Origin of the sequence: Streptomyces sp. NPDC050211 (assembly GCF_040656035.1) — a bacterium.
Lineage (GTDB): Bacteria > Actinomycetota > Actinomycetes > Streptomycetales > Streptomycetaceae > Streptomyces.
The window spans coordinates 289,224-311,403 of the sequence record NZ_JBFALC010000002.1 but is presented as its reverse complement, the minus strand read 5'-3'; the positions used below and the strand labels follow the sequence as shown (position 1 = coordinate 311,403).

The window sequence follows — 22,180 nt, the reverse complement described above, 5'->3', positions numbered from 1 at the left end:
CCGTGTCCCTTACGTTCACCCTGGACCCCGCCGTCGATCCCGCCCTCCGCGACGGCATTCTCGACCTGTGGACCGACGTCTCCAACGCGGGCGGATCCGTCGGCTTCGTGCCCCCGGTGACGCGGGAGGCGATACGCCCGGAGCTGGTGAAGCACTTCGCGGCGATGGCGGAGAGCCGCACCCGGCTGCTCGTCGGGCACGACGAGGCCGGGCAGGTCGCGGCGACCGCCTTCCTCACGTTCAACACGCACCGGCTGATGACGCACTGGCTGTGGCTGTACACGGTGATGGTGCACCCGCGGCACCAGGGCCGGGGCTACGGCCGTGACCTGCTGTCCGCCGCCGAGGACGCGGCCCGCGGCTTCGACGGCATCGAGGCGATCCGGCTCACCTGCCGGGGCGGCAACGGCCTGGAGCGGTTCTACGGCTCCTGCGGCTACAAGGAGGTCGGCCGGGTTCCCGGCGCGATCCGCGTCGCTCCCGGCGACGACCGGGACGACGTCCACATGCTGCTGACGCTGAGCTGAGCGTCGTACACCCCCCTCCAAGATCGGGAGGTGCGCGTGCTTCACTGGATGACGGACCTTTTTGGAATCGGAAGAGTGGATTGAGATGCTCCGCTACACACTGATGCGCCTCGGGATCTTCGTGGGCTGCCTCGTGGTCGTCTGGGGCCTCGTCTACTCCGGCCTGGCCCCGCGCGGTCTCGGCGAGTCCAACGGCATGTGGGTCGTCCTGCTGGCTCTGGTGATCTCCGCCCCGATCAGCTTCGTGGCGCTGCGCAAGGAGCGGGACCGGGCGTCGGTGCGGATCGTCCAGAAAGTGGACCGGGTGAAGGCCAACCTGGACGCCAACCGTTCCCAGGAGGACGTGGCGGACGACGCCTCCCGTGCGCAGGGGCAGGCCTCTTAAGGCTCTGCCGCGGCCTGCGAACCGTAGGCTGACCCCCATGGGTGCCGTGAAGACCAAGCGGATGCCGCGTGCCGTACGTGAGCAGCAGATGCTCGACGCCGCCGTGCGGACCTTCGGCCAGCGGGGATACATGGCCGCGTCGATGGACGAGATAGCCGAACTGGCGGGCGTCTCCAAGCCGTTGGTCTATCTGTACCTCAACTCGAAGGAAGACCTCTTCACGGCGTGCATCCGCCGCGAGGCGACCGCGCTCACCGAAGCGGTCCGCAAGGGCGTCGACCCGGGACTGCCCGCCGACCGCCAACTCTGGGCGGGACTGCGGGCGTTCTTCACGCACACCGCGCAGAACCCGGACGGCTGGTCGGTGTTGCACCTCCAGGCCCGTACGCACGGCGAGCCGTTCGCTTCCGAAGTCACCGCGATGCGCGAGGAGATCGTCGCGTTCGTGACGCAGTTGATCCTGGCCGGCGCCCGCGAGGCGCACCACGACCCTGATCTGCCGGAGCGTGAGGTCGCCGGTCTCGCGGAGGCCCTGGTCGGCGCCGCCGAGTCCCTCGCCGCCTGGGCCAACGCGACCCCGGGCGTGACCGCCCGCCAGGCCGCCGCGACCCTCATGAACTTCGCCTGGGCCGGCCTGGGCGGCCTGATGGCGGGCCGCCCCTGGTCCCCGCCGGAGGAGTCGGAGGCGGCTCAGGCCGGGTAGACGGCGCCGGTCAGATGCGTCCGGTGGCCGCCTCGCAGCTCGAAGCGATCGCCGTCCGCCGCGTACGTCACCGTCCCCGGCAACAGCACCGGTGCCTTGAACTGCGCCCGCACCATCGCCCGTTCCGGGACGCCGTGCGCTGCCAGGCATCGCGCCACGGTCCACATCCCGTGCGCGATGGCTCGCCGGAAGCCGAAGAGCCGGGCCGTGAAGGCGTAGAGGTGGATCGGGTTGCGGTCTCCGGACGCGGCCGCGTACCGCCGCCCGATGTCTCCGGCCAGCCGCCACTCGGCGATGACGGGCAACGGCTCCGTCTCTTCCTTCGGAGTCGGAGTCGGAGTCGGAGATGGTGGGGTGCGGGCGTCCGTCCGGTGCCGGGCGAGATACGTACTCCGCGACTCCCATACGACGTCCCCCGCCGCCCGCATCTCCGTGACCACGGCGGCCTCCGTGCCCCGCCGGTGGGGCGCCAGTCCCTCGACGTGGACGGTGACTTCGTACTCCCCGGTCGCCGGGAGCGCACGCCGCTGGGTGATCTCGATCGACGTATGGACGAGTCCCAGCAGGGGCAGCGGGAAGCCCCGGCCGCTCATCAGCCGCATGGCCAGCGGGAAGCCCAGCACCTGCGGATAGGTGACCGGCAGCGCGTCGTCGCCGGTGGCGAAGCCGCAGACGCGTTCGTAGGCGGCCAGCCGGGCGAGGTCGATGCGGACGCCGGGCAGGACGAGCCGGGTGCGGGGGAAGTCGGCGTCCGGGCGGGGCCGTTTGAAGGGGGAGAGGAGGGCGCCGCGGGCGAGCAGGGGCGTGAGCGCGGGCGCGTCGGTCAGGTCGGCCATGGTCATCTCCCCACGCGAAGAATCTGCTTACTCTGAAGTAAAGTTACCTCAGGTAAGGCCAGGTCGGGAGGTGAGGATTCCTCACCTTAGGGGGGTTCCAACGCGCCGGTAAACTAGGGAAGTTGATGTCCGGCGGGCAGGTTCCTGTGTGATCGCCGAGGTTGCACATCCCCGGCCCCTTACCACCCCGTAACCCGCACGAACTCCACACCTGTGCGCCGTACGATCGCCCACCTAACCAGCGGTAACACGCGCGGCCGCACACCGCTGGTGAACGCCGCAGTACGCGCTGCGCGTACTACATGCAGCAGAGCCGTACGAGCTGCACGCCCCAGGAGCTGCCCATGTCGATTCCGCAAGCGTCCCCTTCCGGCTCCACCCCCGACTTCGGCATCGACCTCGACTACGACGGTGAGCCGATCCTCAGGGCGCCGGAGATCCGTCGGCTGGACGGAGTGGTGCGGGAGGTGTCCATTCCGCCGCTGGTCGCACCGGCCGTGCACGGCTCGCTCGCCGACCTGCCGTTCGACCGCGCGGAGACGCAGCCGGGGCATGTGGTCCTCAGCCGCAAGACGGAGGAAGGCGACTGGATCGACGTGACGGCGGCCGAGTTCGCCGCGCAGGCGCACGCGGTGGCCAAAGGGCTGATAGCCGAGGGGCTGGTCCCCGGCGACCGGGTCGCCGTCATGGCCCGTACGAGATACGAGTGGACGCTCCTCGACTTCGCCGCCTGGGCCGCCGGCCTGGTGACCGTCCCCGTCTACCCCACCTCCTCCGTCTACCAGGTTCGCTGGATCCTCCAGGACTCCGGCGCGGTCGCCCTGGTCACCGAGACCGCATCCCAGGCCGCCGCCATCGGCCCCGAGCGCGAACGTCTGCCCGACCTGCGCCATATGTGGGTCATCGAGAAGGGCCATGTGGACCGGCTGGCGGAGCTGGGCGAGCAGGTGCCGGACCAGGAGGTGGACGTACGCCGCGGGATGCTGGTCCCCGACACCCTCGCCACCCTCATCTACACCTCGGGTACGACCGGCCGCCCCAAGGGCTGCGCGCTCAGCCACGGCAACTTCTTCGCCGAGGTCGACAACGCGATCGAACTCCTGTACCCGATCTTCAAGGCGCGCACGAGCGAAGAGGCGTCGGTGCTGCTGTTCCTGCCGATGTCGCATGTCTTCGGCCGGATGGTGGCGATCGCATGCGTCCGGGCGGGAGTACGGCTGGGTCATGCGCCGAGCCTGAAACCGGACGACCTGCTGCCGGACCTGGCGAGCTTCAAACCGACGTGTCTGCTGGCCATCCCGTACATGCTGGAGAAGATCTTCAACAGCGCGCGCGCCCGTGCGGAGTCGAGCGGCCGGGTCTCGGCGTTCGACCGTGCGACGAACGTGGCCGTCAAGTACGGCGAGGCGATGGAGGCGAAACAGACGGGGACGGGCTCGGGCCCCAACCGGGCGCTGAAAGCCGCGCGTAGCTTCTACGACCCCCTGGTCTACCGCCGTATCCGCAACGCCATGGGCGGACGCGTGCGGTACGCGATCTGCGGCGGCTCCCCGCTCGGCAGGCGGCTGGCCGCGTTCTACGCCGGGGCGGGCATCGAGATCTACGAGGGCTACGGCCTGACGGAGACCACGGCCGCGGCGACCATCACGCCCCCGCTCAAACCCCGCCTGGGCACGGTCGGTTGGCCGCTCCCCGGCACGAAGGTCCGCATCGCCGCGGACGGCGAGATCCTGCTGGCCGGCGGTCAAGTACTGCGCGGCTACTGGGACCCGCAGGCCGGCGGAGTGGTCCCCGCGGCCCCCGACGGCTGGCTGGCGACGGGGGACATCGGTGCGCTGGACGACGAGGGCTACCTGACCATCACCGGCCGCAAGAAGGAACTCCTGATCACCGCGGGCGGCAAGAGCGTGGCCCCGATGCCGCTGGAGAACTGGCTCCGCTCCCACCCGCTGATCTCCCAGGCGATCGTCGTCGGCGACGGCCGCCCCTACGTCTCCGCGCTGATCACCCTCGACATGGACGGCATCACCCACTGGCGCCGCATGAACGGCAAACACCCGGTCCCCGCCGAACTCCTGGTCAACGACGAGGAGTTGACCGCCATCCTGCAACGCGCCGTGGACGACGCCAACAAGCTCGTCTCCCGCCCCGAATCGATCCGCCGCTTCGCGATCCTGCCGCAGGACTTCACGGAGTTCTCCGGCCATCTGACGCCCTCCATGAAGCTGCGCCGCGAGGTGGTCATGCGGGACTTCGCGGCGGATGTGGAGCGGCTGTACGAACGTTAGTTGCGCGGCGGGTGGGGGCATCAGGAACGGGTGACCTCCGAACCCGCCGCCCCCGCAGGGGATTCCGCCCGCACGGAAGTCCGCGCGCCGTCGCCGGAACTGCTCGACCTGTACAAGATGGCCGTCGAAATGTCGGATCGGGTCTCGTCACGGCGAGCGACTGCGAACGCCTTCTTTCTCTCCGTCCAGACCGCCTTCCTCGGCGCGATGGGTGTCACCGCCACGGACAACGCGCGTGTGCCGTGGTGGGCGGCGCTCGTATTGGCGCTCGCCGGAATCTCCATCTCGCTGGTCTGGTGGATTCAGTTACACAGTTACCGCACGCTCAACCGCGCGAAATTCGACATCATCAATGCCGTTGAACCGCGGCTGCCGCTTCAGGTTTTCAGTAAGGAGTGGGAGATACTGACCCGGAACTCCGGCGGGCCGCGGTGGACCAGGTATGCCGAGTTGGGTGCTACTGAACGGAAAATCCCCTGGGTGTTTGCGGCATTGCACGCGGGTCTGTTCATCGGCATACTCTCCACGTGAATTATCTACGCGCGGACGCCGGCCTGATACGCGAACTATTGCCGCCGGAGGCCCGGCCGCCGTCGGACTCGGACGGACTCTTCCTGCTGTACGCCGTCCTGATGCGGGCCAAGGGCGAGCAGGTCACCGCGGCCGATGTCCACGACGCCTGGGCCGCCTGGATGGAGAGCCGGGACGAGAGCCATGCGGCACTCGTCCCCTTCGAGGAACTGTCCCCGGCCACGCAGGATGAGGATCTGCCCTACGTGCGGGCCATCCAGGCAGCGGCCCGGACCAGGGCCGCCGCCCGCCGCTGATCGGCCGCGCCAGGGATCTGCGGCGGACAGGTGCGCGAAGTAGCTCTCCCAATGCAGCACGCGCGTGAGCAGGTGCTCGTCCGCTGCTCCGAGACCGGCCGCGCACACCAGGCAGAACGCGAACATGGTGCTGTAGTCGTACAGCGACAACGCCTCGGCTTTCAGTCCCGCATAACTCCGATACCACTAGGGATGCCTGGTCCGAGCCTTCTTCATTGCCCTCTCAACGTCCGGGATCGCCTCCTTCCACAACCCACCCGCATCCAGCAACTCATCGTCCTTCTCCAGGAATTCCGGCCGAGCTTCCATATGCCTCCGTCGGCGTCTCCGGCCGCCCCCCAGCGCTTGAACGCCACGCCCCGAGGTGCCCGGCTCGCCAGACGACTCACCGCGTTGCAACTCGCCGCGTGGGGGCACCCGTACGACAGTGGGGTGAACCGCACCGCGCAACAGCTCGTCGCCGAGCTCGCGGCGAATGCCGTGACGCATGGGCGTGTTCCCGGGCGGGGGCTGATTCTTGTCTCGCTGCTTGCTCTCACCTGGGGTGTTGCGGAGCGCGACGTCGGGAAGACGGTGGGGGTGGAACTCGCCCTCAAGGAGCCGGGGTTGTGAGTGCAGAAAACGGTTGCCGTCCTGTGACGACAACCGCTTGACGTGACATGCCGTCGGGGCATTGGCTACCGCCACCCGGGTAGCAACGCCGCTCATCCGCTCGGAAGGCTCCAGTAGTGAACCCTCGTTCCCCCCACACATCAGTCCTGCGCCGTATCGGTATAGCCCTCGCCGCCTCCGCCTCGGCCCTGTCGATCGCCGCGTGCGGTGTCGTCGACGGAATCGGGGACAGCGACAGCTCCGCGTCCCCGGAGAAGGGCGACGACATCACGGTGGGTCTCCTCCTGCCGGACAAGGACACGACCCGTTTCGACAAGTTCGACCACCCGCTGATCAAGAAGGAAGTCGCGACCCTCACCAACAACAAGGGCAAGGTCGTCTACGCCAACGCCGAGGCGAGCGTGGCCGAGCAGAGCCGGCAGTTCCAGAAGATGATCGACGACAAGGTGGATGTCATCCTCGTCGACGCGCTGGATGCCAAGGCCATCGCCTCGGACGTACAGAAGGCCAAGGACGCGAACATTCCGGTCATCGCCTACGACCGGCTCGCGCAGGGGCCCATCGACGCGTATGTCTCCCACGACAACGAGCTGGTCGGCGAGGTGCAGGGCCGCGCCATCATGGGCGAACTCGGCTCGCGGGCCGAGTCCGCCAAGGTCGTCATGATGAACGGCGATCCCGGTGACCCGAACACGGCACTGTTCAAGAAGGGCGCGCTCGACGAACTCGAGGGCAAGGTCAACATCGTCCAGCAGTACGACACGGACAAGTGGTCGCCCGACGTCGCCGAAGCGAACATGGGGAAGGCGATCGAGGCCGTCGGGCTGGACGACATCGCCGCCGTGTACGCGGCGAGCGACGGTCTCGCGGGCCCCGTCATCAAGGCGCTCAAGGCGGCGGGCGCGAGCAAGGTTCCGCCGGTGACCGGGCAGGACGCGAATCTGGACGCGGTGCAGCGGATCGTCGCGGGCGACCAGTACATGACCGTGTACAAGCCGTTCGCCCAGGAGGCGACCCAGGCCGCGAAGATGGCCGTGTACAAGGTCCAGGGGCGCTCGATCGAGTTCGACGCACTGACCCAGGACAAGATCGACAGCCCGACGCAGGACGACATTCCCGCACAGCTGGTGCCGGTGATCGCCGTCACCCAGGACAACATCGAGGAGACGCTGATCCAGGACGACGTCTACACCGTCAAGGAGATCTGCACCGCGGAGTATGCGGCGGACTGCGCGGCGATCGGCCTGAAGTGAGCCCGGAGCGGAGCGGTCAGGGCCGCGCGCCGTCCCTTCGGTAGCTCTCGACCAAGTGCGCAAACGCCCTGGTCGGCGGGCTGAGCGCGTCCCAGCGGCGCACGGCCCAGCCGACGGGCAGTGGGCGGAGGCTGGGGAGCGGGATCAGGCGGAGCGCTCCGGTGCCCGGGACGGACAGCCCCGGCAACGCGGGCACGACCGCCCGCCCGACCCCCAGCTCGGCCAGGAGCAGCGCCGTGTCCCAGTCGGCCACGCTGGTGTCGAAGCTGAAACGTACGCCCAAGTCGGCGCAGGCGGCGTCGAGATGGGCGGCCGAGGTGGAGGTCGGAGGCAGTCGGATGAGTCGTACGTCCTCCAACTCGGCGGCGTCCAGGGACGCGCGGTCGGCCAGCGGATCGCCGGCCCGCACCGCCAGCACCCACGGCAGCTCCACCACCGGCCGCTGCTCGATGCCCCGCACCGGCCGGCCCAGCGTGATCCACGCCAGGTCCAGGTCGCTGTCGGCCAGCGCGTCGAAACACGCGCGGCTCGAACTCTCCGTACGGAACTCCAGGTTGACCTTGGGGTGCCGCTGCCGGAACGTCACCACCGCGTCCGACATGAAGTGCCGTACGGTCGTCGCGCCCGTCGCCACCCGTACCGTGCCGCTCTCCCCGTCGGCCAGATCCCGCAGCCGCCGCAGCGCCAGCTCCAGCCCGACGAGCCCTTCGGACGCGGCCGCCTCCAGTACGCGGCCCGCGGGCGTCGGTACGACACCCCGCGGCTGCCGCTCCAGCAGGCTGACCCCCGTCTCCCGCTCCAGCCGCTTCACGTGCTGGCTCACCGCGGACTGGGTGCACGAGAGATCACGCGCCACCGCACTGAGGCTCCCGGCCCGGCACACCGCCACGAATACACGCAGGTCGTCAAGGGTCACAACACCCAAGCTAACACTAAGAGTTAGTGACAAAACCTTAGGATTGACTGGCCTCTGGCTCCTGTACGACGATCTCTCCAGGGCCCGGGCGGCAACCCGCTCCGCGCCTCCGCCGGGTCCGGACCGAGTGCGGGGGAGGAGCGGGTGCCGACCCACACGCTGCGGGTTCGTTGTGGCTGGTCGCGCCCACGCGGCGGAGCCGCATATAGATACAGCCCCGCGCCCCTGACGGGGCGCTGATGCTAGGTGGGTTTGCGGGCGATCAACATCGCCTGTTGCGTCGTCTCGTTCGGGGCTGGCTCTCGCACCATCCGCATGACAGGCGCGAACCCTGCCGCCCTGAGCAAGCCGTCGATCTGGTCCGGCTGGCGTCGTTGGAAGTCCAGCGTTACCTCGTGGCCCCAGGGCCGCTCGTGGCGGCGGGGCTCGTCGCCGATCTGGAAGGCGATCAGGAGGTGGCCGCCCGGTGCGAGGACGCGGCGGAACTCGGCGAAGAGGGAGGGGAGTTCGTTCACGGGGGTGTGGATGGAGGAGTACCAGGAGACGGCGCCCGCGAGGGAACCGTCGGGAAGGTCCAGCTCCAGCATCGAGCCCTGCTCGAACCGCAGCCCCGGGTTCTCCCGCCGGGCGATCGCGAGCATCGACTCCGAGAGGTCGAGCCCGAAGACGGACAGTCCTAGGGAGGCGAGGTGGGCCGTGACCCGCCCCGGCCCGCAGCCCAGGTCGGCCACGCGGCCCCCTGCCCCCACCAGTTCCGCGAACCCGGCGAACACCGCCCGGTCCAGGGGCTTGGCCAGTTCGGTACGGAAGAGGTCGGCGTAGTCCTCGGCGATGGCGTCGTAGAAGGTGCGCGTGGTGGTGAGGAAGTCGGCTTCGGTCATGGCCGGGGACCCTACCGAGACCCACTGACAGTCCCTGACAATCACGCCACACCCGCCGCCCGCAGCACCCCCGTTGTGGCCGCCGCCCCCAGCACCACCACCACGAACGGCGCCCGACGCCACGCCAGCACACCCCCGACCAGCACCCCACCCGGCCGCGCCCACCCCGCGAAGTCCCCGCCCTCGGTCAGCGCGCCGGTCGCCAGCAGCGCGGCGAGCAGGACGACCGCGCCCGCTGACATCAACTCCTGGATCTTCAGCGGGAGTTCCACACGTCCGTACAGAACCGGCCCGACCAGCCGGAAGGCGTACGTCCCCACTGCCAGCGCCAGGATCATCGCGACCGTCGTGCTCATGCCGCCGCCCGCCTCCGTCCGTATACGAACAGCCCGGCGAGCGCGAGCAGCACCGGCACCCCGGCTGGGACGGCGGGGGTCACCGCCAGTGCCACGACTGCGCCGAGCACGGCGGCCCGTCGTATGCCCGCGTCCTTGCGCAGGGCGGGCAGCACCAGCGCCATCAGGACGGCGGGGAAGGCCGCGTCGAGGCCGTACGTCGCCGTGTCGCCGAGCGCGCTTCCGGCGAGTGCGCCCGCGAGGACGCCGATGTTCCAGGCGGCGAAGAGGCCGAGGCCGTTCACCCAGAATGCCGTGCGGCGTCGTACCGGATCGGACTGGGCGAGGGTGAAGGCGACCGTCTCGTCGGTGACGAGGTGGGCGCCGAGGAAGCGGGCGAGCCGGCTCCGGCCGCCGAGGACGTCCGCCACGGCCAGGCTGAAGGCCGCCGTCCGGGTGTTCAGGAGCAGTCCGGTCGCCGCCGCGGCGAACGGCCCGCCGCCGGCGAGCAGTACGCCGACCGCGCTGAACTGTGCCGAGCCCGCGTACACGACCAGCGACATCACCACCGGCACCCAGACCGGCAGCCCGCCGGCCACCGCGACCGCGCCGAAGGAGACGCCGACGACACCGCTCGCCAGCCAGACGAGGGCGCTGTCGCGCACCAGAGGTGCCATCATCGGTGTTCGGAGTAGCGAACGCATGTTCTCCAGGATGGACACCCGGATGGCTGTTCGTCAAGCCGAACGAACGTACCTGTAGAGCGAACGACGGGAAGTGAAGCGCATGAGCGAGCCCCTCACCTGGATCGCCGCCTCCCTGCGCCGCGAGCGCACCCGGGCCGGGCTGTCGCTGTCCGAGCTGGCCAAACGGGCGGGGATCGCCAAGTCCACGCTGTCCCAGCTGGAGGCGGGCAGCGGAAACCCCAGCGTGGAGACGCTGTGGGCGCTGGGGGTCGCGCTCGGGGTGCCGTTCAGCGTGCTGGTGGAGCCGCCGGCTTCGGCGGTTCAGGTGATCCGGGCGGGCGAGGGGCCCACGGTCGCCTCCGAACGGGCGGACTACGTGGCCACCTTGCTCTCCGCCAGTCCGCCCGGCGCCCGGCGGGACATCTACCACCTGCGCGCGGAGCCGGGCCCGGCCCGGGAGTCGGAGCCGCACATTCCGGGAAGCGTGGAGCACTTGATCGTCAGCACGGGCCGGGTGAAGGCGGGGCCCCGGGGCGAGGAGGTCGAGCTGGGGCCCGGCGACTACATGTCGTATCGCGGGGATGTGCCGCACTCGTACGAGGCGCTGGCAGCCGGGACGACGTTCGTGCTGGTCATGCAGCACGTGTGAGGGCCCGAGCAAAGGCAGGAGCCCCGTCGCCTTGCGGCGCGGGGCTCCTTGGGTACTGCTATTCGTTCCGGATCAAAGCACCAGGCTCCGAGGCCGAAGACTCAGACGGGGGTGACGTTCTCCGCCTGCGGGCCCTTCGGGCCCTGAGTGACGTCGAAGGAGACCTGCTGGTTCTCCTCCAGCGAGCGGAAGCCGCTCGCATTGATCGCGGAGTAGTGAACGAAGACGTCGGGGCCGCCGCCTTCTTGGGCGATGAAACCAAAGCCCTTTTCGGCGTTGAACCACTTCACGGTTCCGGTAGCCATAAGCCCTCCTTGGGCCCAAAGGGTTGCCCTGCTCCAGAACCTGCAAGTGTGAAAACAGTGCCGCACAACTGCATACGTCTGAAAACGACGAGAGCCCGCGGTTACATGCTCCGCAGGCTCTGTACTGCAAGGGAAACCAAACTGCAACTTGCGGCGAGCCTAGCATGCAGGCAGCCGAAAGCAATAGAGGCCAAGATCACGTCACTCGGAAGTTTGAAGATCGAGGCGGGGGCTGACGGGGCCTATGAGGCGGTTCGCGGCACCCTGAAGGGTGCACCGTACCCCACGGGGTCTAGTCTCGCGATGTGGACATTTCTCGCACCCGGCCGCGCGTCGGCCACATTCAGTTCCTCAACTGCCTGCCCCTGTACTGGGGGCTCGCGAGAACCGGCACCCTCCTCGACTTCGAGCTGACCAAGGACACCCCGGAGAAGCTCAGCGAGCAACTGGTCCAGGGTGACCTCGACATCGGGCCCATCACGCTCGTGGAGTTCCTGCGCAACGCCGACGACCTGGTCGCCTTCCCGGACATCGCCGTCGGCTGCGACGGCCCGGTGATGTCCTGCGTGATCGTCTCGCAGGTCCCGCTGGACCGGCTGGACGGCGCCCGGGTCGCCCTCGGCTCGACCTCGCGCACCTCCGTCCGCCTGGCCCAGCTGCTGCTGGCCGACCGCTACGGCGTACAGCCCGACTACTACACCTGCCCGCCCGACCTGAGCCTGATGATGCAGGAGGCCGAGGCGGCCGTACTGATCGGGGACGCCGCGCTGCGCGCCAACCTGCTCGACGGCCCGCGGTTCGGCCTCGAGGTGCACGACCTCGGCGCGCTGTGGAAGGAGTGGACCGGCCTGCCCTTCGTCTTCGCCGTCTGGGCCGCCCGCCGCGACTACCTGGAGCGCGAGCCCGTCATCACCCGTGCAGTCCACGAGGCCTTCCTCGCCTCCCGCAACCTCTCCCTCGACGAGGTCGGCAAGGTCGCCGAGCAGGCGGCCCGCTGGGAGGCCTTCGACGAACAGGTCCTGGAGCGGTACTTCACGACCCTCGACTTCCGCTTCGGAGGTCCGCAGTTGGAGGCGGTCGCCGAGTTCGCCCGCCGCGTGGGTCCGACGACCGGCTTCCCCGCCGACGTGAAGGTGGATCTGCTCCAGCCGTAGGAGCGTCTGTACCAATAGGCTGCGGGACTGCAGGCGTACGCGGAGGAGACAGGCGTGCGCGGGGGAGAGGGGGGCGCGCCATGCAACCGCTCGACGTCGACGAACCCACCACCGTGGGTCCCTACCGGCTGCTCGGCCGGCTCGGCTCCGGCGGCATGGGGCGGGTCTATCTGGGCCGCAGCTCCGGCGGACGCACGGTCGCGGTGAAGATCGTGCATCCGCACTTCGCCCTCGACGAGGAGTTCCGCGCCCGCTTCCGGCGCGAGGTCGACGCCGCGCGCCGGGTGGGCGGCTCCTGGACCGCGCCGGTACTGGACGCCGACCCCGACGCGCGGGTGCCGTGGGTGGCCACCGCGTATGCGGCGGGTCCCTCGCTGAGCGCGGCGATCGCGGACCGAGGTCCGCTGCCGCTCCATTCCGTACGGGCCTTGGGTGCGGGTCTGGCCGAGGCGCTGGCGGCCGTGCACGAACTGGGGCTGGTCCACCGGGATGTGAAGCCCTCGAATGTGCTGCTCACCCTCGACGGACCGCTGCTGATCGACTTCGGTATCGCCCGGGCCACGGACGGCACGGCGTCCCTCACCTCCACCGGCGTCTCGATCGGCTCGCCCGGCTATATGTCGCCCGAGCAGATCCTCGGCAAGGGCGTCACGGGTGCGGCGGACGTCTTCTCGCTGGGGGCGGTGCTGGCGTACGCGGCGACGGGGGAGCCGCCGTTTCCCGGTGACTCGTCGGCGGCGCTGCTCTACAAGGTCGTACACGAAGAGCCCGAACTCGGGTCCCTGACTGGTGACTTGCGGGAGCTGGTGGCGGCCTGTCTCGGGAAGGACCCGGGGGCGCGGCCCGCGCCGGGTGAGGTGGCCCGGCGACTGGCTCCGGAGGGCGCGGCCCGGCTGGTCGCCGGTGGGTGGCTGCCGGGGGCGCTGGTGGAGCAGGTGAGCCGGGGTGCCGTACAGCTGCTGAATCTTGAGGCGGGTGAGGAACAGCCGTCCGGGCCGGTGGGGTTCAGCAATCCGTCGGTGGGGGAGTTCGGGCCGCCGCCGGTCATGCCGTCCGTCGGGCCGTCGGGTTCCGCGCCGTCGCCGGTCATGCCGTCCGTCGGGCCGTCGGGTTCCGCGCCGCAGGCCTCCGTGCCCGAGCCGCGGGACGCCGCGCCGACGGTGCACCCGCAGCAGCCCGGCAGGCTCTCCGTTTCCGTGGCGGCGACCTCGGCGCCGGGTGACGGTGGTCGGGGTCGGAAGGTGAGCTGCACGGTGGCTCTCGCGGTCGCGGGGGCGCTGGCGGCGGTGACGGTGGGGTCGGTGTTCGTGTTCGACCTGTTGCCGGGAGACGACAACGGGTCGGACGCGGCGGGCGGTTCACCCTCCAGCTCGGCGTCGAGCTCGGCGTCCAGTGAGCCGGGTGACGGTAATCCGACCGCCGTGCCCGCCGCCTACCTCGGCACCTGGGAAGGCCGGGCCACCGGACTTGGCGGCAGCCTCCCCATGGGCACCTTCCGGGTCACCCTCCACAAGGCGGACGTGGGCGAGGAGTTGGGGACTCTTCGGCAGACCGATCCGGTCGGCCTCGTCTGCAATGACGTACTGACTCTGAAGAGCGTGTCCGCGAAGGAGATCGTGGCGACGTCCGTGGGGGCGGAAGGCAATCACGCGGGGTGCAGCCAGGCTGCCGCGACGGTGCGGATCACTCCGGTCGGGGACGATCTCAACTACCGGTCGGACAGCGCGGAGTCGGGGAATCCGACGGCCCGGATGTCGAAGATCAATTAGCGGTTCCCGCTTCAGGACACCTTTTGTCTACCTCTTGGTAATGCCCTGTTCGGGAAACTCCGGTGCACGTATCCGGAATTCTTCCCCACAGTTCCTCATGTCACACAACCATTCGTGAGCAGCGCTCATCTAAGACGGCGAATCACCCGCAATTCTCCGGAGGCTTGCCGAGAATGGTCAGTACGAGCCTGCCCATGGCCGGTTCCCTGAGTGGAAGTGGCGCTGCTCACAGGAACCCGGTCCGCCGACCGGACAGGGACAGGGTGTGAACCAGACGACCCGTCTCGAACGGACGGAACAGGCGACCGGGGCAACGCCGTCGCCCGGAGCCACGCACGGACCCCGGACGCGGCTCCGCCTCCGGCTGCCCCGCCGCCCCACCGGCCCGGCGGGCACCGCCGCGCTGCTGGCCGCGGCCCTCACCATCGCCGTCCTGTGCGCCGGCGACATCATCGCCCGCAGCTACCCCTTCGGCTCCCGCACCCGCAGCGTCAACGACCTCGGCAACCAGTACGTACCCTTCCACGCCCACCTGTGGGACCTGCTGCACGGGCGGGCCGACGGCGGCCTCCTCGTCAACTGGCAGTCCGGGTACGGCTCCAGCTTCCTGCCCGACCTCGGTACGTACGTCAGCAGCCCGTTCGCCCTGCTCGTAGGGGTGTTCCCGCGGGACGAGATCGACCTCGCGGTGTATGTGATCACCCTGCTGAAGGTGGCGTCGGCGGGGGCCGCGATGGCCTGGCTGCTGCTCAGGATGCGCCCCGGCCGCTGGTGGGCCGCGGGGCTGCTGGGAGCGTCGTACGCCCTGTGCGGCTGGACGCTTGCGAGTGCCATCTACAACACGATGTGGCTCGACGGACTTCTCGCCCTGCCGCTGCTGTGCCTGGTCGGCGAGTGGGCGCTGAACGACCGGCGCCGGGTGCTCGGCGTGGTCATCGTGGCGCTCGTCTGGATCGCCAACTTCTACACGGCGTACATGGCCACGCTCGCCGCCGGTCTGGTGGTGCTGCTGCGGCTGTATCTCGCGGACCTCGACCGGCGGCAGCGCCTCGCGGCGGCGGGCCGCGCCGTGCTGACCATGGCGCTCGGCGTGGGACTGGCCGCGCCGCTGGTGGTCGTCGTGTACTTCGGCACCAAGCACGCCTACCCCGGTGTGGTCCGGACGTTCGTCCCCTCATCGACCGAAGACATGGTGGCCCGGCTGCTGCCGGCGACGTACAACTTCGGTACGCCCGCCATCTACGTCGGCACCACAGCGCTGCTGCTCGCCCTCGCCCTGCCCTTCCACCGGAAGGTCCCGCGCCCGGTCCGCTACGGCTGGACGCTGCTCGTCGTCGCCGTTGCGCTGTCGTTCCAGTGGGGCCCGACCCACCTTCTCTGGCACGCCTTCTCCACCCCGAACGGCAGCTCGTACCGCCAGACCTTCGTGCTCTGCGGGCTGCTGGTGATCGCCGCGTGGCATGCGCTGGCGTACGGCCCGCCCGGCCGGCGCGCGTTGGGTGCGGCGGGCGGACTGCTGGCGCTGATCGTCGCCGTCGCGAGCCGCAGTGCGCTGACGGACCGCTCGTTCGTCCTGCCGCTCACCCTTGTCGCCGCCGCGGGCGCCCTGTGCGGGCTGGCCCTGCTGGCCCGCCACCACAGCGGGCGCAAGACGGTACTCGCCGGACTGGCCGTGACCCTGCTCATCGGCACGCAGGTCGGCGAGGCCACCGCCACCTCGGCCGTCGCCACCCGGCTGCGCTTCGGGCACCTCGACGACTACGCGCCCTGGGGACCGCGGCAGCAGCAACAGGCGGACACGATCGCCGAGGCCGACGGCTGGCCCCGCTATCGGACCGACCCGGGCCGGGAGCAGACCGTCGGCAACGACCCGCTGATGGTGGGCGGTCAGGGCGCCCAGTACTACAGCAGCCTGACCGCCGACGTCCTCAGCCGCACGCTCATCGCCCTCGGGGACGGCTACACCTCGCGCGGCCGCAACATCCAGAGCCTGGACAACGCCGTCACGGACGCGATCTTCTCCGTCGGCGCGCGCGTGCACTCACCGCCGGACCCGCATCAGGGCTGGTTCCCGCAGGACGGCACCGAGGCGACCGTGTCCCGGCAGGACGTGCCGCCTCTGGTGACGGTGCGGCCGACCGCCGGCGCGAACGTCTCCGCCTTCGGGCCGTCGCCGTACCGCAACCAGGAACTGCTGCTGGGCGCCCGGGTCTACACCGTGCCGCCCCTCACCGTCCGTACCCCCTCCGGGAAGCAGCCGCAGCGCAGCGCCGACAGCCGACCGGGCTTGCGGGTCAACGGCCCCGGCAGGTCGACGGTCACCACCACCTGCCGGGCCGGCAGCGAGGCGTACCTCTGGGCCCCGCACTTCTCGGGCACCGCGAGCATCACCGGGTCGCAGACCCCCGGGCGGTTCCGCTCCGACCCCGGAACCAAGATCGCCGCGATCGAGCCCCTCGGCACGGTCCCGGCGTCCGGACGGCTCCGCATCGAGCTGTCCCCCAACCGGCCGGGCGTCGTCCCCGAGGGCGCGATCGGCTGCCTCGACACCGGGCGCCTGCGCGCCGCCGTCGACCGGCTGAAGACCACCGGCGCCACGAAGGTGTCCGTCTCCGACGGCACGATCCGCGCCGAACTGCCGCCCGGCAGCAAGGGAACCGCGGTCGTCGCGGCCCCGCGCATCGCCGGCTGGCGCTGTGCGACCGGTGACGCCGACGCCGTACCCGCGAAGCAGTACTACGGCCTGATCGCCGTCCCCCTGGACGGCTCCTCGACCAGTCTCACCTGCACGTTCCACCCACCGGGCCTGCGCCTGGGCGGAGCCGTCGGCGCCGCCTCCCTGCTGACCCTCATCGCCCTCAGCGTCCTCGCCGCGGTCAGACGACGGCGCGCACACCACCATCCGAGCGCCTGACCACCGCTCGCCGACCGGACCTCACGGGGAGTACCCGAACCATGCTCATCTCGATCGTCGCACCCTGTTTCAACGAAGAAGACGTCATAGCCCGGTTCCACGACGCGGTCCAGAAGATCGCGGAGGAACTCCTGCCGCTCGGCCACGACATGGAGTTCGTCTACGTCGACGACGGCAGCCGCGACCGGACTCTCGAGGAGTTGCAGCGGCTGGCCGAACTCGACGCGCGCGTACGCTATGTCTCCTTCAGCCGGAACTTCGGCAAGGAGGCAGCCCTGCTCGCCGGTCTGCGCCATGCCTCGGGAGACTCCGTGATCGTCATGGACGCGGACCTCCAGCACCCGCCGGAGCTGATCCACCGCATGGTGGAACTGCACACACAGGGCTACGACCAGGTCATCGCCAAGCGCACCAGGACCGGCGACCGCCTCACCCGCACGGTCACCGCCCGCCTCTACTACCGCCTCATCAACCGCCTCGTCGACGTCGAACTCGTCGACGGCGTGGGCGACTTCCGTCTGCTCTCCCGGCGTGTGGTGGACGCGATCGTGGACCTCACCGAGTACAACCGCTTCTCCAAGGGCCTGTTCGCCTGGGTGGGCTTCCCCAGCACCACCTTCGAGTACGAGAACGCCACCCGCGCCCACGGCAGCAGCTCCTGGAGCTTCCGCAGCCTGCTCAACTACGGCCTCGACGGCCTGCTCTCCTTCAACAACCGCCCGCTGCGCGCCGCCCTCTACCTCGGCATGGCACTGCTGCTGTGCACGGGCCTGTACACGGCGTGGATCGTGGGCGCCGCGCTCATCAACGGCGTCGAGACCCCGGGCTATGTCACGATTATCACGGCCGTCACCGCTGCGGCGGCCATGCAAATGATCATGCTGGGGATCATCGGCGAATACACCGGGCGGATCTACTACGAGGTCAAGGGCCGCCCGCACTTCCTGGTGAAGGCGACGAACGTGGACCGAGCACAGGACCCGGCACGGTGCGGCGGTCACCCGACCAAGGATCTCATTCCCTGATGAGCAATTCCCTGACGCGCAATTCCTTGACGAACACGCGAACCGGAACCGAGGCGGAACCCCGCCCGATATCGGGCCAGATCGTCGTGTTCGCCGTCGTCGGTGTCATCAACACCGGCACGTACTACGGCCTTTACCTGCTGCTCCTGCCGCACCTTCCGTACATGGCCGCGCATCTCGTCGCCTCCGGCCTCAGCATGATCGGGTCCTTCTTCCTCAACACCCGGTTCACTTACCGGACGAAGCCGACCTGGCGGAAATTCCTGCTGTTCCCCCTGACGAACGCGACGAGCTTCGTCGTCACCACGGCAGGGGTGTACGTCATCGTCGACATCCTGCACGCCGGGAGCCGCTTCGCTCCGCTGCTCGCGTCGATGGTGGCGATCCCGGCGACGTTCGTGGTGTCCCGGACGATCATGCTGCCGAAGGGCCGGCAGAACTGAGGATCCGGTACAAGTGCCGCTGCCATACTGACTCCTTGTGACTGGCCTCCTCGTGATCGTCGCCGCGTTGTGGGGCGCGGTGACGGGTGCGCTGCTGCCCCGCGCGGCCTACCGCTTCGCCGTCCCGTCGGGGGAGGAGTGGCGCGAGCAGTGCCCCGGCGGGCATCCGATCCGGGGATGGGCCGGGCGGGCGCGATGTGCGGAGTGCCCGGACCCGTCGTACGGCCCCGCCACCACCCCCGCCCTCCCGCTCGCCACGGCCCTCGTCTGCGCCGCCCTCGCCGCCGCCACCGACACCCGCCCCGAAATCGCCGTCTGGCTCCTCCTCGCCCCCGTCGGCGTGCTCCTCGCGGTCGTCGACTTCCGGGTGCAGCGCCTGCCGGACGCACTGACCCTCCCGCTCGCGGCGGCGGTCCTGGCCCTCCTCGGGCTTGTCGCGCTCGTCCCCGAGCACACCGGGGACTGGCTCACCGCCCTGTTCGGCGCGCTGACGCTCGGCTGCGGCTACTTCGTCCTGTTCCTGATCAACCCCGGCGGCATGGGCTTCGGCGACGTCAAGCTGGCCCTCGGCATGGGCGCCGCACTGGGCTGGTACGGCTGGCCGACGGTGATGCTCGGCACGCTCGCGGGGTTCGTGCTGGGGGCGCTCTACGGCGGTGCGCTCGTCGTCGCGCGGAAGGCGGGCCGGAAGACGGCGATCCCGTTCGGGCCGTTCCTGATCGCGGGGGCGTATGTCGGATTGCTGATCGGGGCGTACACGGCCTGAGGTCGGCTGGATAAAAGGCCTGGCGTAGGCTGGCTGAGTCCGTCCACAACCCTTGACGAAAGGGACGCTCCGGTGACCGAGAAGGCCGACCTTCAGTCCGTCCTCGACCGTGCCGCCGAGGGTGGGCGGATCACCCCGGAGGAGGCGCTCGACCTCTACCGCGACGCCCCGCTGCACGCGCTCGGCGCCGCCGCCGACGCCGTACGCAAGCGCAGGTACGCCGGGACCGAGCACATCGCGACGTACATCATCGAGCGCAACATCAACTACACGAACGTCTGCGTCACGGCCTGCAAGTTCTGCGCCTTCTACGCGCCGCCCAAGGACACGGCCAAGGGCTGGACCCGCGACCTCGACGACATCCTGCGGCGGTGTGCCGAGACGGTCGAGCTCGGCGGCACGCAGATCATGTTCCAGGGCGGCCACCACCCGGACTTCGGCGTCGAGTACTACGAGCAGCACTTCTCGGCGATCAAGCAGGCCTTCCCGCAGCTCGTCATCCACAGCCTGGGGGCGAGCGAGGTCGAGCACATGGCCCGGATCTCCAAGGTGAGCGTCGAGGAGGCGATCCAACGCATTCACGCCGCCGGCCTCGACTCCTTCGCCGGCGCCGGCGCGGAACTCCTTCCCGCGCGCCCCCGCAAGGCCATCGCGCCCCTCAAGGAGTCCGGCGAGCGCTGGCTGGAGATCATGGAAGCCGCGCACAAGCTGGGCGTGGAATCGACGTCCACGATGCTCATGGGCACGGGCGAGACCAACGCCGAGCGCATCGAGCACCTGCGGATGATCCGCGAGGTACAGGACCGCACGGGCGGCTTCCGGGCCTTCATCCCGTACACCTACCAGCCCGAGAACAACCACCTGAAGGGCCGTACGCAGGCCACGCTCTTCGAGTACCTGCGGATGATCGCCATCGCCCGCCTCTTCATGGACAACATCGCCCACATCCAGGGCTCTTGGCTGACCACGGGCAAGGAGGTCGGCCAGCTCTCCCTCCACTACGGCGCCGACGACCTCGGCTCGATCATGCTGGAGGAGAACGTCGTCTCCAGCGCGGGCGCCAAGCACCGCTCCAACCGCCTCGAGATCATCGACCTGATCCGCAAGGCGGGACGCGTTCCGGCCCAGCGCTCGACCACGTACGAGCACCTCGTCGTCCACGACGACCCGGCCAACGACCCCGTCGACGAGCGCGTCATGTCCCACATCTCCTCCACCGCGATCGAGGGCGGCACCGCACACCCCGAGCTGAAGCTCCTCGCTTCCAACTGACGTACACGTGCTGACGATTCATGCGGCGGATGAGGGCGGCGCTGTCGCGGTGGCGGGGACGCGAGTCGCCGCGGTGGGGTCGCTCGCCGAGCTGACGGAGCGGTTCCCGGGTGCGAGGGTGCGGCAGTGGCCCGGCGGTGTGCTCGGCCCCGCGCGCGTGCACGACGGCCCCCTCCCGGACGCCCCGACACCGCGCGAACGGATTCACGCGGTGCTGAAGGAGGGGGCGGTGGCGGTACTGGAGGAGCACGCAGACACCGCTGAACTGCGGGCGGCGGCAGCACGGAACGACGTGCTCGTACTGCCGAGCACTCGACCCACGGCGATCACCGAGAACGGCAGGGCGGATTTGGCGGTGTTCGACGAGAAGGGCGAGTGCATGGCGACGGTGTGCGCAGGCCGCTTGGTACATAGACGCCGGTGAGAGCAGCGCCCCGTCAGGGGCGCGGGGAACTGCGCGACCAGCCCTCCACTGCCCGCACCTGCCGACGCACCCTCACTCGGCAAACGCTTCCGCAAACGCTCCTGCCTCCTGCTCAACCCCACTGCAATTCGTAGCCGCGTCATCCTCGTCCGCCTCCCCCTCCGCACACTCCTGATCCCGGAACGTAGACCACATAGAAACCCACGCAACCGACTTCTGCTCCGCAAACGCCCGCACTTCCGCCGCATCGGACAACGTGAACGTCTCCCCATCCACGTCATTCACCCCGATCATCGAAGTCAACGCCATTCCACGCCAAGCCGCCGCATCGGACAGCCCGAAAACATCGGCCAGTTCATCGTGCGCGGCCTTCGCCGCGGTGATCGCATAGCCCCCCATGTCCCCGTCGTACGACTCGCCGTAATTCATCGTCATAAGGTTGACCGTGGAGACCTGCACGGAGTGGTTGTTGGCCGACTCCAGCAACGTCAGGCTGTCGTCGTCCAGCCCCGACGGCATGACCGGCAGCGTGAACGACACGTTCAGGTCAGTGCGCTCCTGCTGAAGCAACGCGATGGCCTCGGACCGCAGTTCGACCGAGGCGGAGTCGGTCAGGGCATCGCCCTCGATGTCGAAGTCGGCCTGCTCGGACCCGGCGGCGTCCAGCGCCTTGCCGTAGGCCTGAGCCAACTCGCTGGCGCTGTTGCAGCTTTCCGCCAGTTCCTCCCCGGATGCCCCGCCGAAGGAGACACGGACGGAGGCGCCGGACTCCTTGAGCGCGGAGATACGGGACTGAACGGCCGTATCACCGACCGCGGTCGAGCCGTTCCACTTCGGTGTGCAGCCACTGCCGTCGGAGATGACGAAGGCCAGGTTGTACGTCGTGGGGGAGCCCGCGGAGTCGTTGTCGGACGCGGCCGTGGAACTGACGTACGGGGCGTAGGGCGTGCTGGACGACGTGCTGGATGACGTACTGGACGATGTGCTCGGCGACGCGGATTCGGAGCCGCTGGAGCACCCCGCGGTGGCCAGGGCCATCAGACAGGTGAGCCCGGCCGCCGGCCTCAAGAAACTCCGCATTGCGTATGCACCCGCTCTCGTGATTTCCGCAGTAAGAATGTCTCACACGGGGTTCACTTCATGACGGCGGAATTCGTGCAGATCGCTCATTCTCTCAGTGAACGCACAGGTTAAGACGTTTCTCATAGGC

General features: G+C 69.5%; 24 protein-coding genes. 17 read left to right on the top strand and 7 right to left on the bottom strand.

Annotated elements, in window-relative coordinates:
* Positions 1-2 precede the first annotated feature (2 nt).
* The 3 genes from AB0I98_RS03425 (at position 3) to AB0I98_RS03415 (ending at position 1,615) form a co-directional block, all read left to right on the top strand.
* On the top strand, positions 3-527 hold the full coding sequence (locus AB0I98_RS03425; RefSeq protein WP_362934554.1) for a GNAT family N-acetyltransferase: 525 nt from the start codon (positions 3-5) through the stop codon (positions 525-527).
* An 85-nt stretch (positions 528-612) separates the two neighbouring features.
* Positions 613-912, top strand: coding sequence for a DUF4229 domain-containing protein (locus AB0I98_RS03420; protein ID WP_362934551.1), 300 nt, complete (start codon positions 613-615; stop codon positions 910-912).
* A gap of 37 nt (positions 913-949) precedes the next feature.
* On the top strand, positions 950-1,615 hold the full coding sequence (locus AB0I98_RS03415; RefSeq protein ID WP_362934548.1) for a TetR/AcrR family transcriptional regulator: 666 nt from the start codon (positions 950-952) through the stop codon (positions 1,613-1,615).
* On the opposite strand, the gene AB0I98_RS03410 is transcribed toward AB0I98_RS03415, so the two are convergent.
* Positions 1,603-2,451, bottom strand: a complete 849-nt coding sequence (locus AB0I98_RS03410) for a MaoC/PaaZ C-terminal domain-containing protein (protein WP_362934545.1) — start codon at positions 2,449-2,451, stop codon at positions 1,603-1,605. The two genes, AB0I98_RS03415 and AB0I98_RS03410, sit on opposite strands and share 13 nt — an antisense overlap.
* A gap of 344 nt (positions 2,452-2,795) precedes the next feature.
* Here AB0I98_RS03410 and AB0I98_RS03405 point away from each other — a divergent pair, with 344 nt between their 5' ends.
* The 5 genes from AB0I98_RS03405 to AB0I98_RS03385 all read left to right on the top strand — a co-directional run bounded on the left by AB0I98_RS03405 (position 2,796) and on the right by AB0I98_RS03385 (position 7,431).
* On the top strand, positions 2,796-4,739 hold the full coding sequence (locus AB0I98_RS03405) for an AMP-dependent synthetase/ligase (protein WP_362934542.1): 1,944 nt from the start codon (positions 2,796-2,798) through the stop codon (positions 4,737-4,739).
* A gap of 30 nt (positions 4,740-4,769) precedes the next feature.
* On the top strand, positions 4,770-5,270 hold the full coding sequence (locus AB0I98_RS03400) for a hypothetical protein (protein ID WP_362934539.1): 501 nt from the start codon (positions 4,770-4,772) through the stop codon (positions 5,268-5,270).
* Complete coding sequence (locus AB0I98_RS03395; protein ID WP_362934536.1) at positions 5,267-5,566, top strand: hypothetical protein; 300 nt, start codon at positions 5,267-5,269, stop codon at positions 5,564-5,566. Before AB0I98_RS03400 ends, AB0I98_RS03395 begins: the two co-directional genes overlap by 4 nt.
* Before the next feature lie 309 nt (positions 5,567-5,875).
* Positions 5,876-6,178 carry a hypothetical protein gene (locus tag AB0I98_RS03390; RefSeq protein WP_362934533.1) on the top strand — a complete coding sequence of 101 codons (303 nt, stop codon included), beginning with the start codon at positions 5,876-5,878 and terminating at the stop codon, positions 6,176-6,178.
* 116 nt (positions 6,179-6,294) lie between these two features.
* A complete protein-coding gene (locus AB0I98_RS03385) occupies positions 6,295-7,431 on the top strand; it encodes a substrate-binding domain-containing protein (protein WP_362934530.1) in 1,137 nt (378 codons plus the stop codon).
* Positions 7,432-7,447: 16 nt separating this feature from the next.
* On the opposite strand, the gene AB0I98_RS03380 is transcribed toward AB0I98_RS03385, so the two are convergent.
* From AB0I98_RS03380 to AB0I98_RS03365, 4 genes are all read right to left on the bottom strand, one after another.
* Positions 7,448-8,347, bottom strand: a complete 900-nt coding sequence (locus tag AB0I98_RS03380; protein WP_362934527.1) for a LysR family transcriptional regulator — start codon at positions 8,345-8,347, stop codon at positions 7,448-7,450.
* A 242-nt stretch (positions 8,348-8,589) separates the two neighbouring features.
* Positions 8,590-9,228 carry a methyltransferase domain-containing protein gene (locus AB0I98_RS03375; protein WP_362934524.1) on the bottom strand — a complete coding sequence of 213 codons (639 nt, stop codon included), beginning with the start codon at positions 9,226-9,228 and terminating at the stop codon, positions 8,590-8,592.
* A gap of 41 nt (positions 9,229-9,269) precedes the next feature.
* A complete protein-coding gene (locus AB0I98_RS03370; protein ID WP_362934521.1) occupies positions 9,270-9,584 on the bottom strand; it encodes an AzlD domain-containing protein in 315 nt (104 codons plus the stop codon).
* Entirely contained in the window at positions 9,581-10,267 is a 687-nt protein-coding gene (locus tag AB0I98_RS03365; protein WP_362934518.1) for an AzlC family ABC transporter permease, read from the bottom strand. The genes AB0I98_RS03370 and AB0I98_RS03365 overlap by 4 nt, the downstream gene beginning before the upstream one ends.
* A gap of 82 nt (positions 10,268-10,349) precedes the next feature.
* Here AB0I98_RS03365 and AB0I98_RS03360 point away from each other — a divergent pair, with 82 nt between their 5' ends.
* Positions 10,350-10,898: an XRE family transcriptional regulator gene (locus AB0I98_RS03360; protein WP_362934515.1), complete on the top strand. Its 549-nt coding sequence runs from the start codon at positions 10,350-10,352 to the stop codon at positions 10,896-10,898.
* A 101-nt stretch (positions 10,899-10,999) separates the two neighbouring features.
* On the opposite strand, the gene AB0I98_RS03355 is transcribed toward AB0I98_RS03360, so the two are convergent.
* On the bottom strand, positions 11,000-11,203 hold the full coding sequence (locus tag AB0I98_RS03355; protein ID WP_003992177.1) for a cold-shock protein: 204 nt from the start codon (positions 11,201-11,203) through the stop codon (positions 11,000-11,002).
* A gap of 305 nt (positions 11,204-11,508) precedes the next feature.
* On the opposite strand from AB0I98_RS03355, the gene AB0I98_RS03350 reads away from it, so the two are divergent.
* The 8 genes from AB0I98_RS03350 to AB0I98_RS03315 all read left to right on the top strand — a co-directional run bounded on the left by AB0I98_RS03350 (position 11,509) and on the right by AB0I98_RS03315 (position 20,970).
* Positions 11,509-12,357 carry a menaquinone biosynthesis protein gene (locus AB0I98_RS03350; protein WP_362934512.1) on the top strand — a complete coding sequence of 283 codons (849 nt, stop codon included), beginning with the start codon at positions 11,509-11,511 and terminating at the stop codon, positions 12,355-12,357.
* 80 nt (positions 12,358-12,437) lie between these two features.
* Positions 12,438-14,126: a protein kinase gene (locus tag AB0I98_RS03345; protein ID WP_362934509.1), complete on the top strand. Its 1,689-nt coding sequence runs from the start codon at positions 12,438-12,440 to the stop codon at positions 14,124-14,126.
* 364 nt (positions 14,127-14,490) lie between these two features.
* A complete protein-coding gene (locus AB0I98_RS03340) occupies positions 14,491-17,040 on the top strand; it encodes a YfhO family protein (protein ID WP_362934861.1) in 2,550 nt (849 codons plus the stop codon).
* A 41-nt stretch (positions 17,041-17,081) separates the two neighbouring features.
* The gene (locus tag AB0I98_RS03335; RefSeq protein WP_362934506.1) at positions 17,082-18,065 is read left to right on the top strand and encodes a glycosyltransferase family 2 protein; all 984 of its coding nucleotides are present in this window, start codon (positions 17,082-17,084) and stop codon (positions 18,063-18,065) included.
* Entirely contained in the window at positions 18,065-18,508 is a 444-nt protein-coding gene (locus AB0I98_RS03330) for a GtrA family protein (protein ID WP_362934503.1), read from the top strand. Before AB0I98_RS03335 ends, AB0I98_RS03330 begins: the two co-directional genes overlap by 1 nt.
* 37 nt (positions 18,509-18,545) lie before the next feature.
* A complete protein-coding gene (locus AB0I98_RS03325; protein ID WP_362934500.1) occupies positions 18,546-19,274 on the top strand; it encodes an A24 family peptidase in 729 nt (242 codons plus the stop codon).
* Between the two features lie 72 nt (positions 19,275-19,346).
* Positions 19,347-20,546: a cyclic dehypoxanthinyl futalosine synthase gene (gene mqnC / locus AB0I98_RS03320; RefSeq protein ID WP_210581056.1), complete on the top strand. Its 1,200-nt coding sequence runs from the start codon at positions 19,347-19,349 to the stop codon at positions 20,544-20,546.
* A gap of 7 nt (positions 20,547-20,553) precedes the next feature.
* On the top strand, positions 20,554-20,970 hold the full coding sequence (locus AB0I98_RS03315; RefSeq protein ID WP_362934497.1) for a hypothetical protein: 417 nt from the start codon (positions 20,554-20,556) through the stop codon (positions 20,968-20,970).
* A gap of 72 nt (positions 20,971-21,042) precedes the next feature.
* Here AB0I98_RS03315 and AB0I98_RS03310 read toward each other — a convergent pair whose 3' ends face one another.
* Positions 21,043-22,050: a chitinase gene (locus AB0I98_RS03310; RefSeq protein WP_362934494.1), complete on the bottom strand. Its 1,008-nt coding sequence runs from the start codon at positions 22,048-22,050 to the stop codon at positions 21,043-21,045.
* Positions 22,051-22,180: the final 130 nt, after the last annotated feature.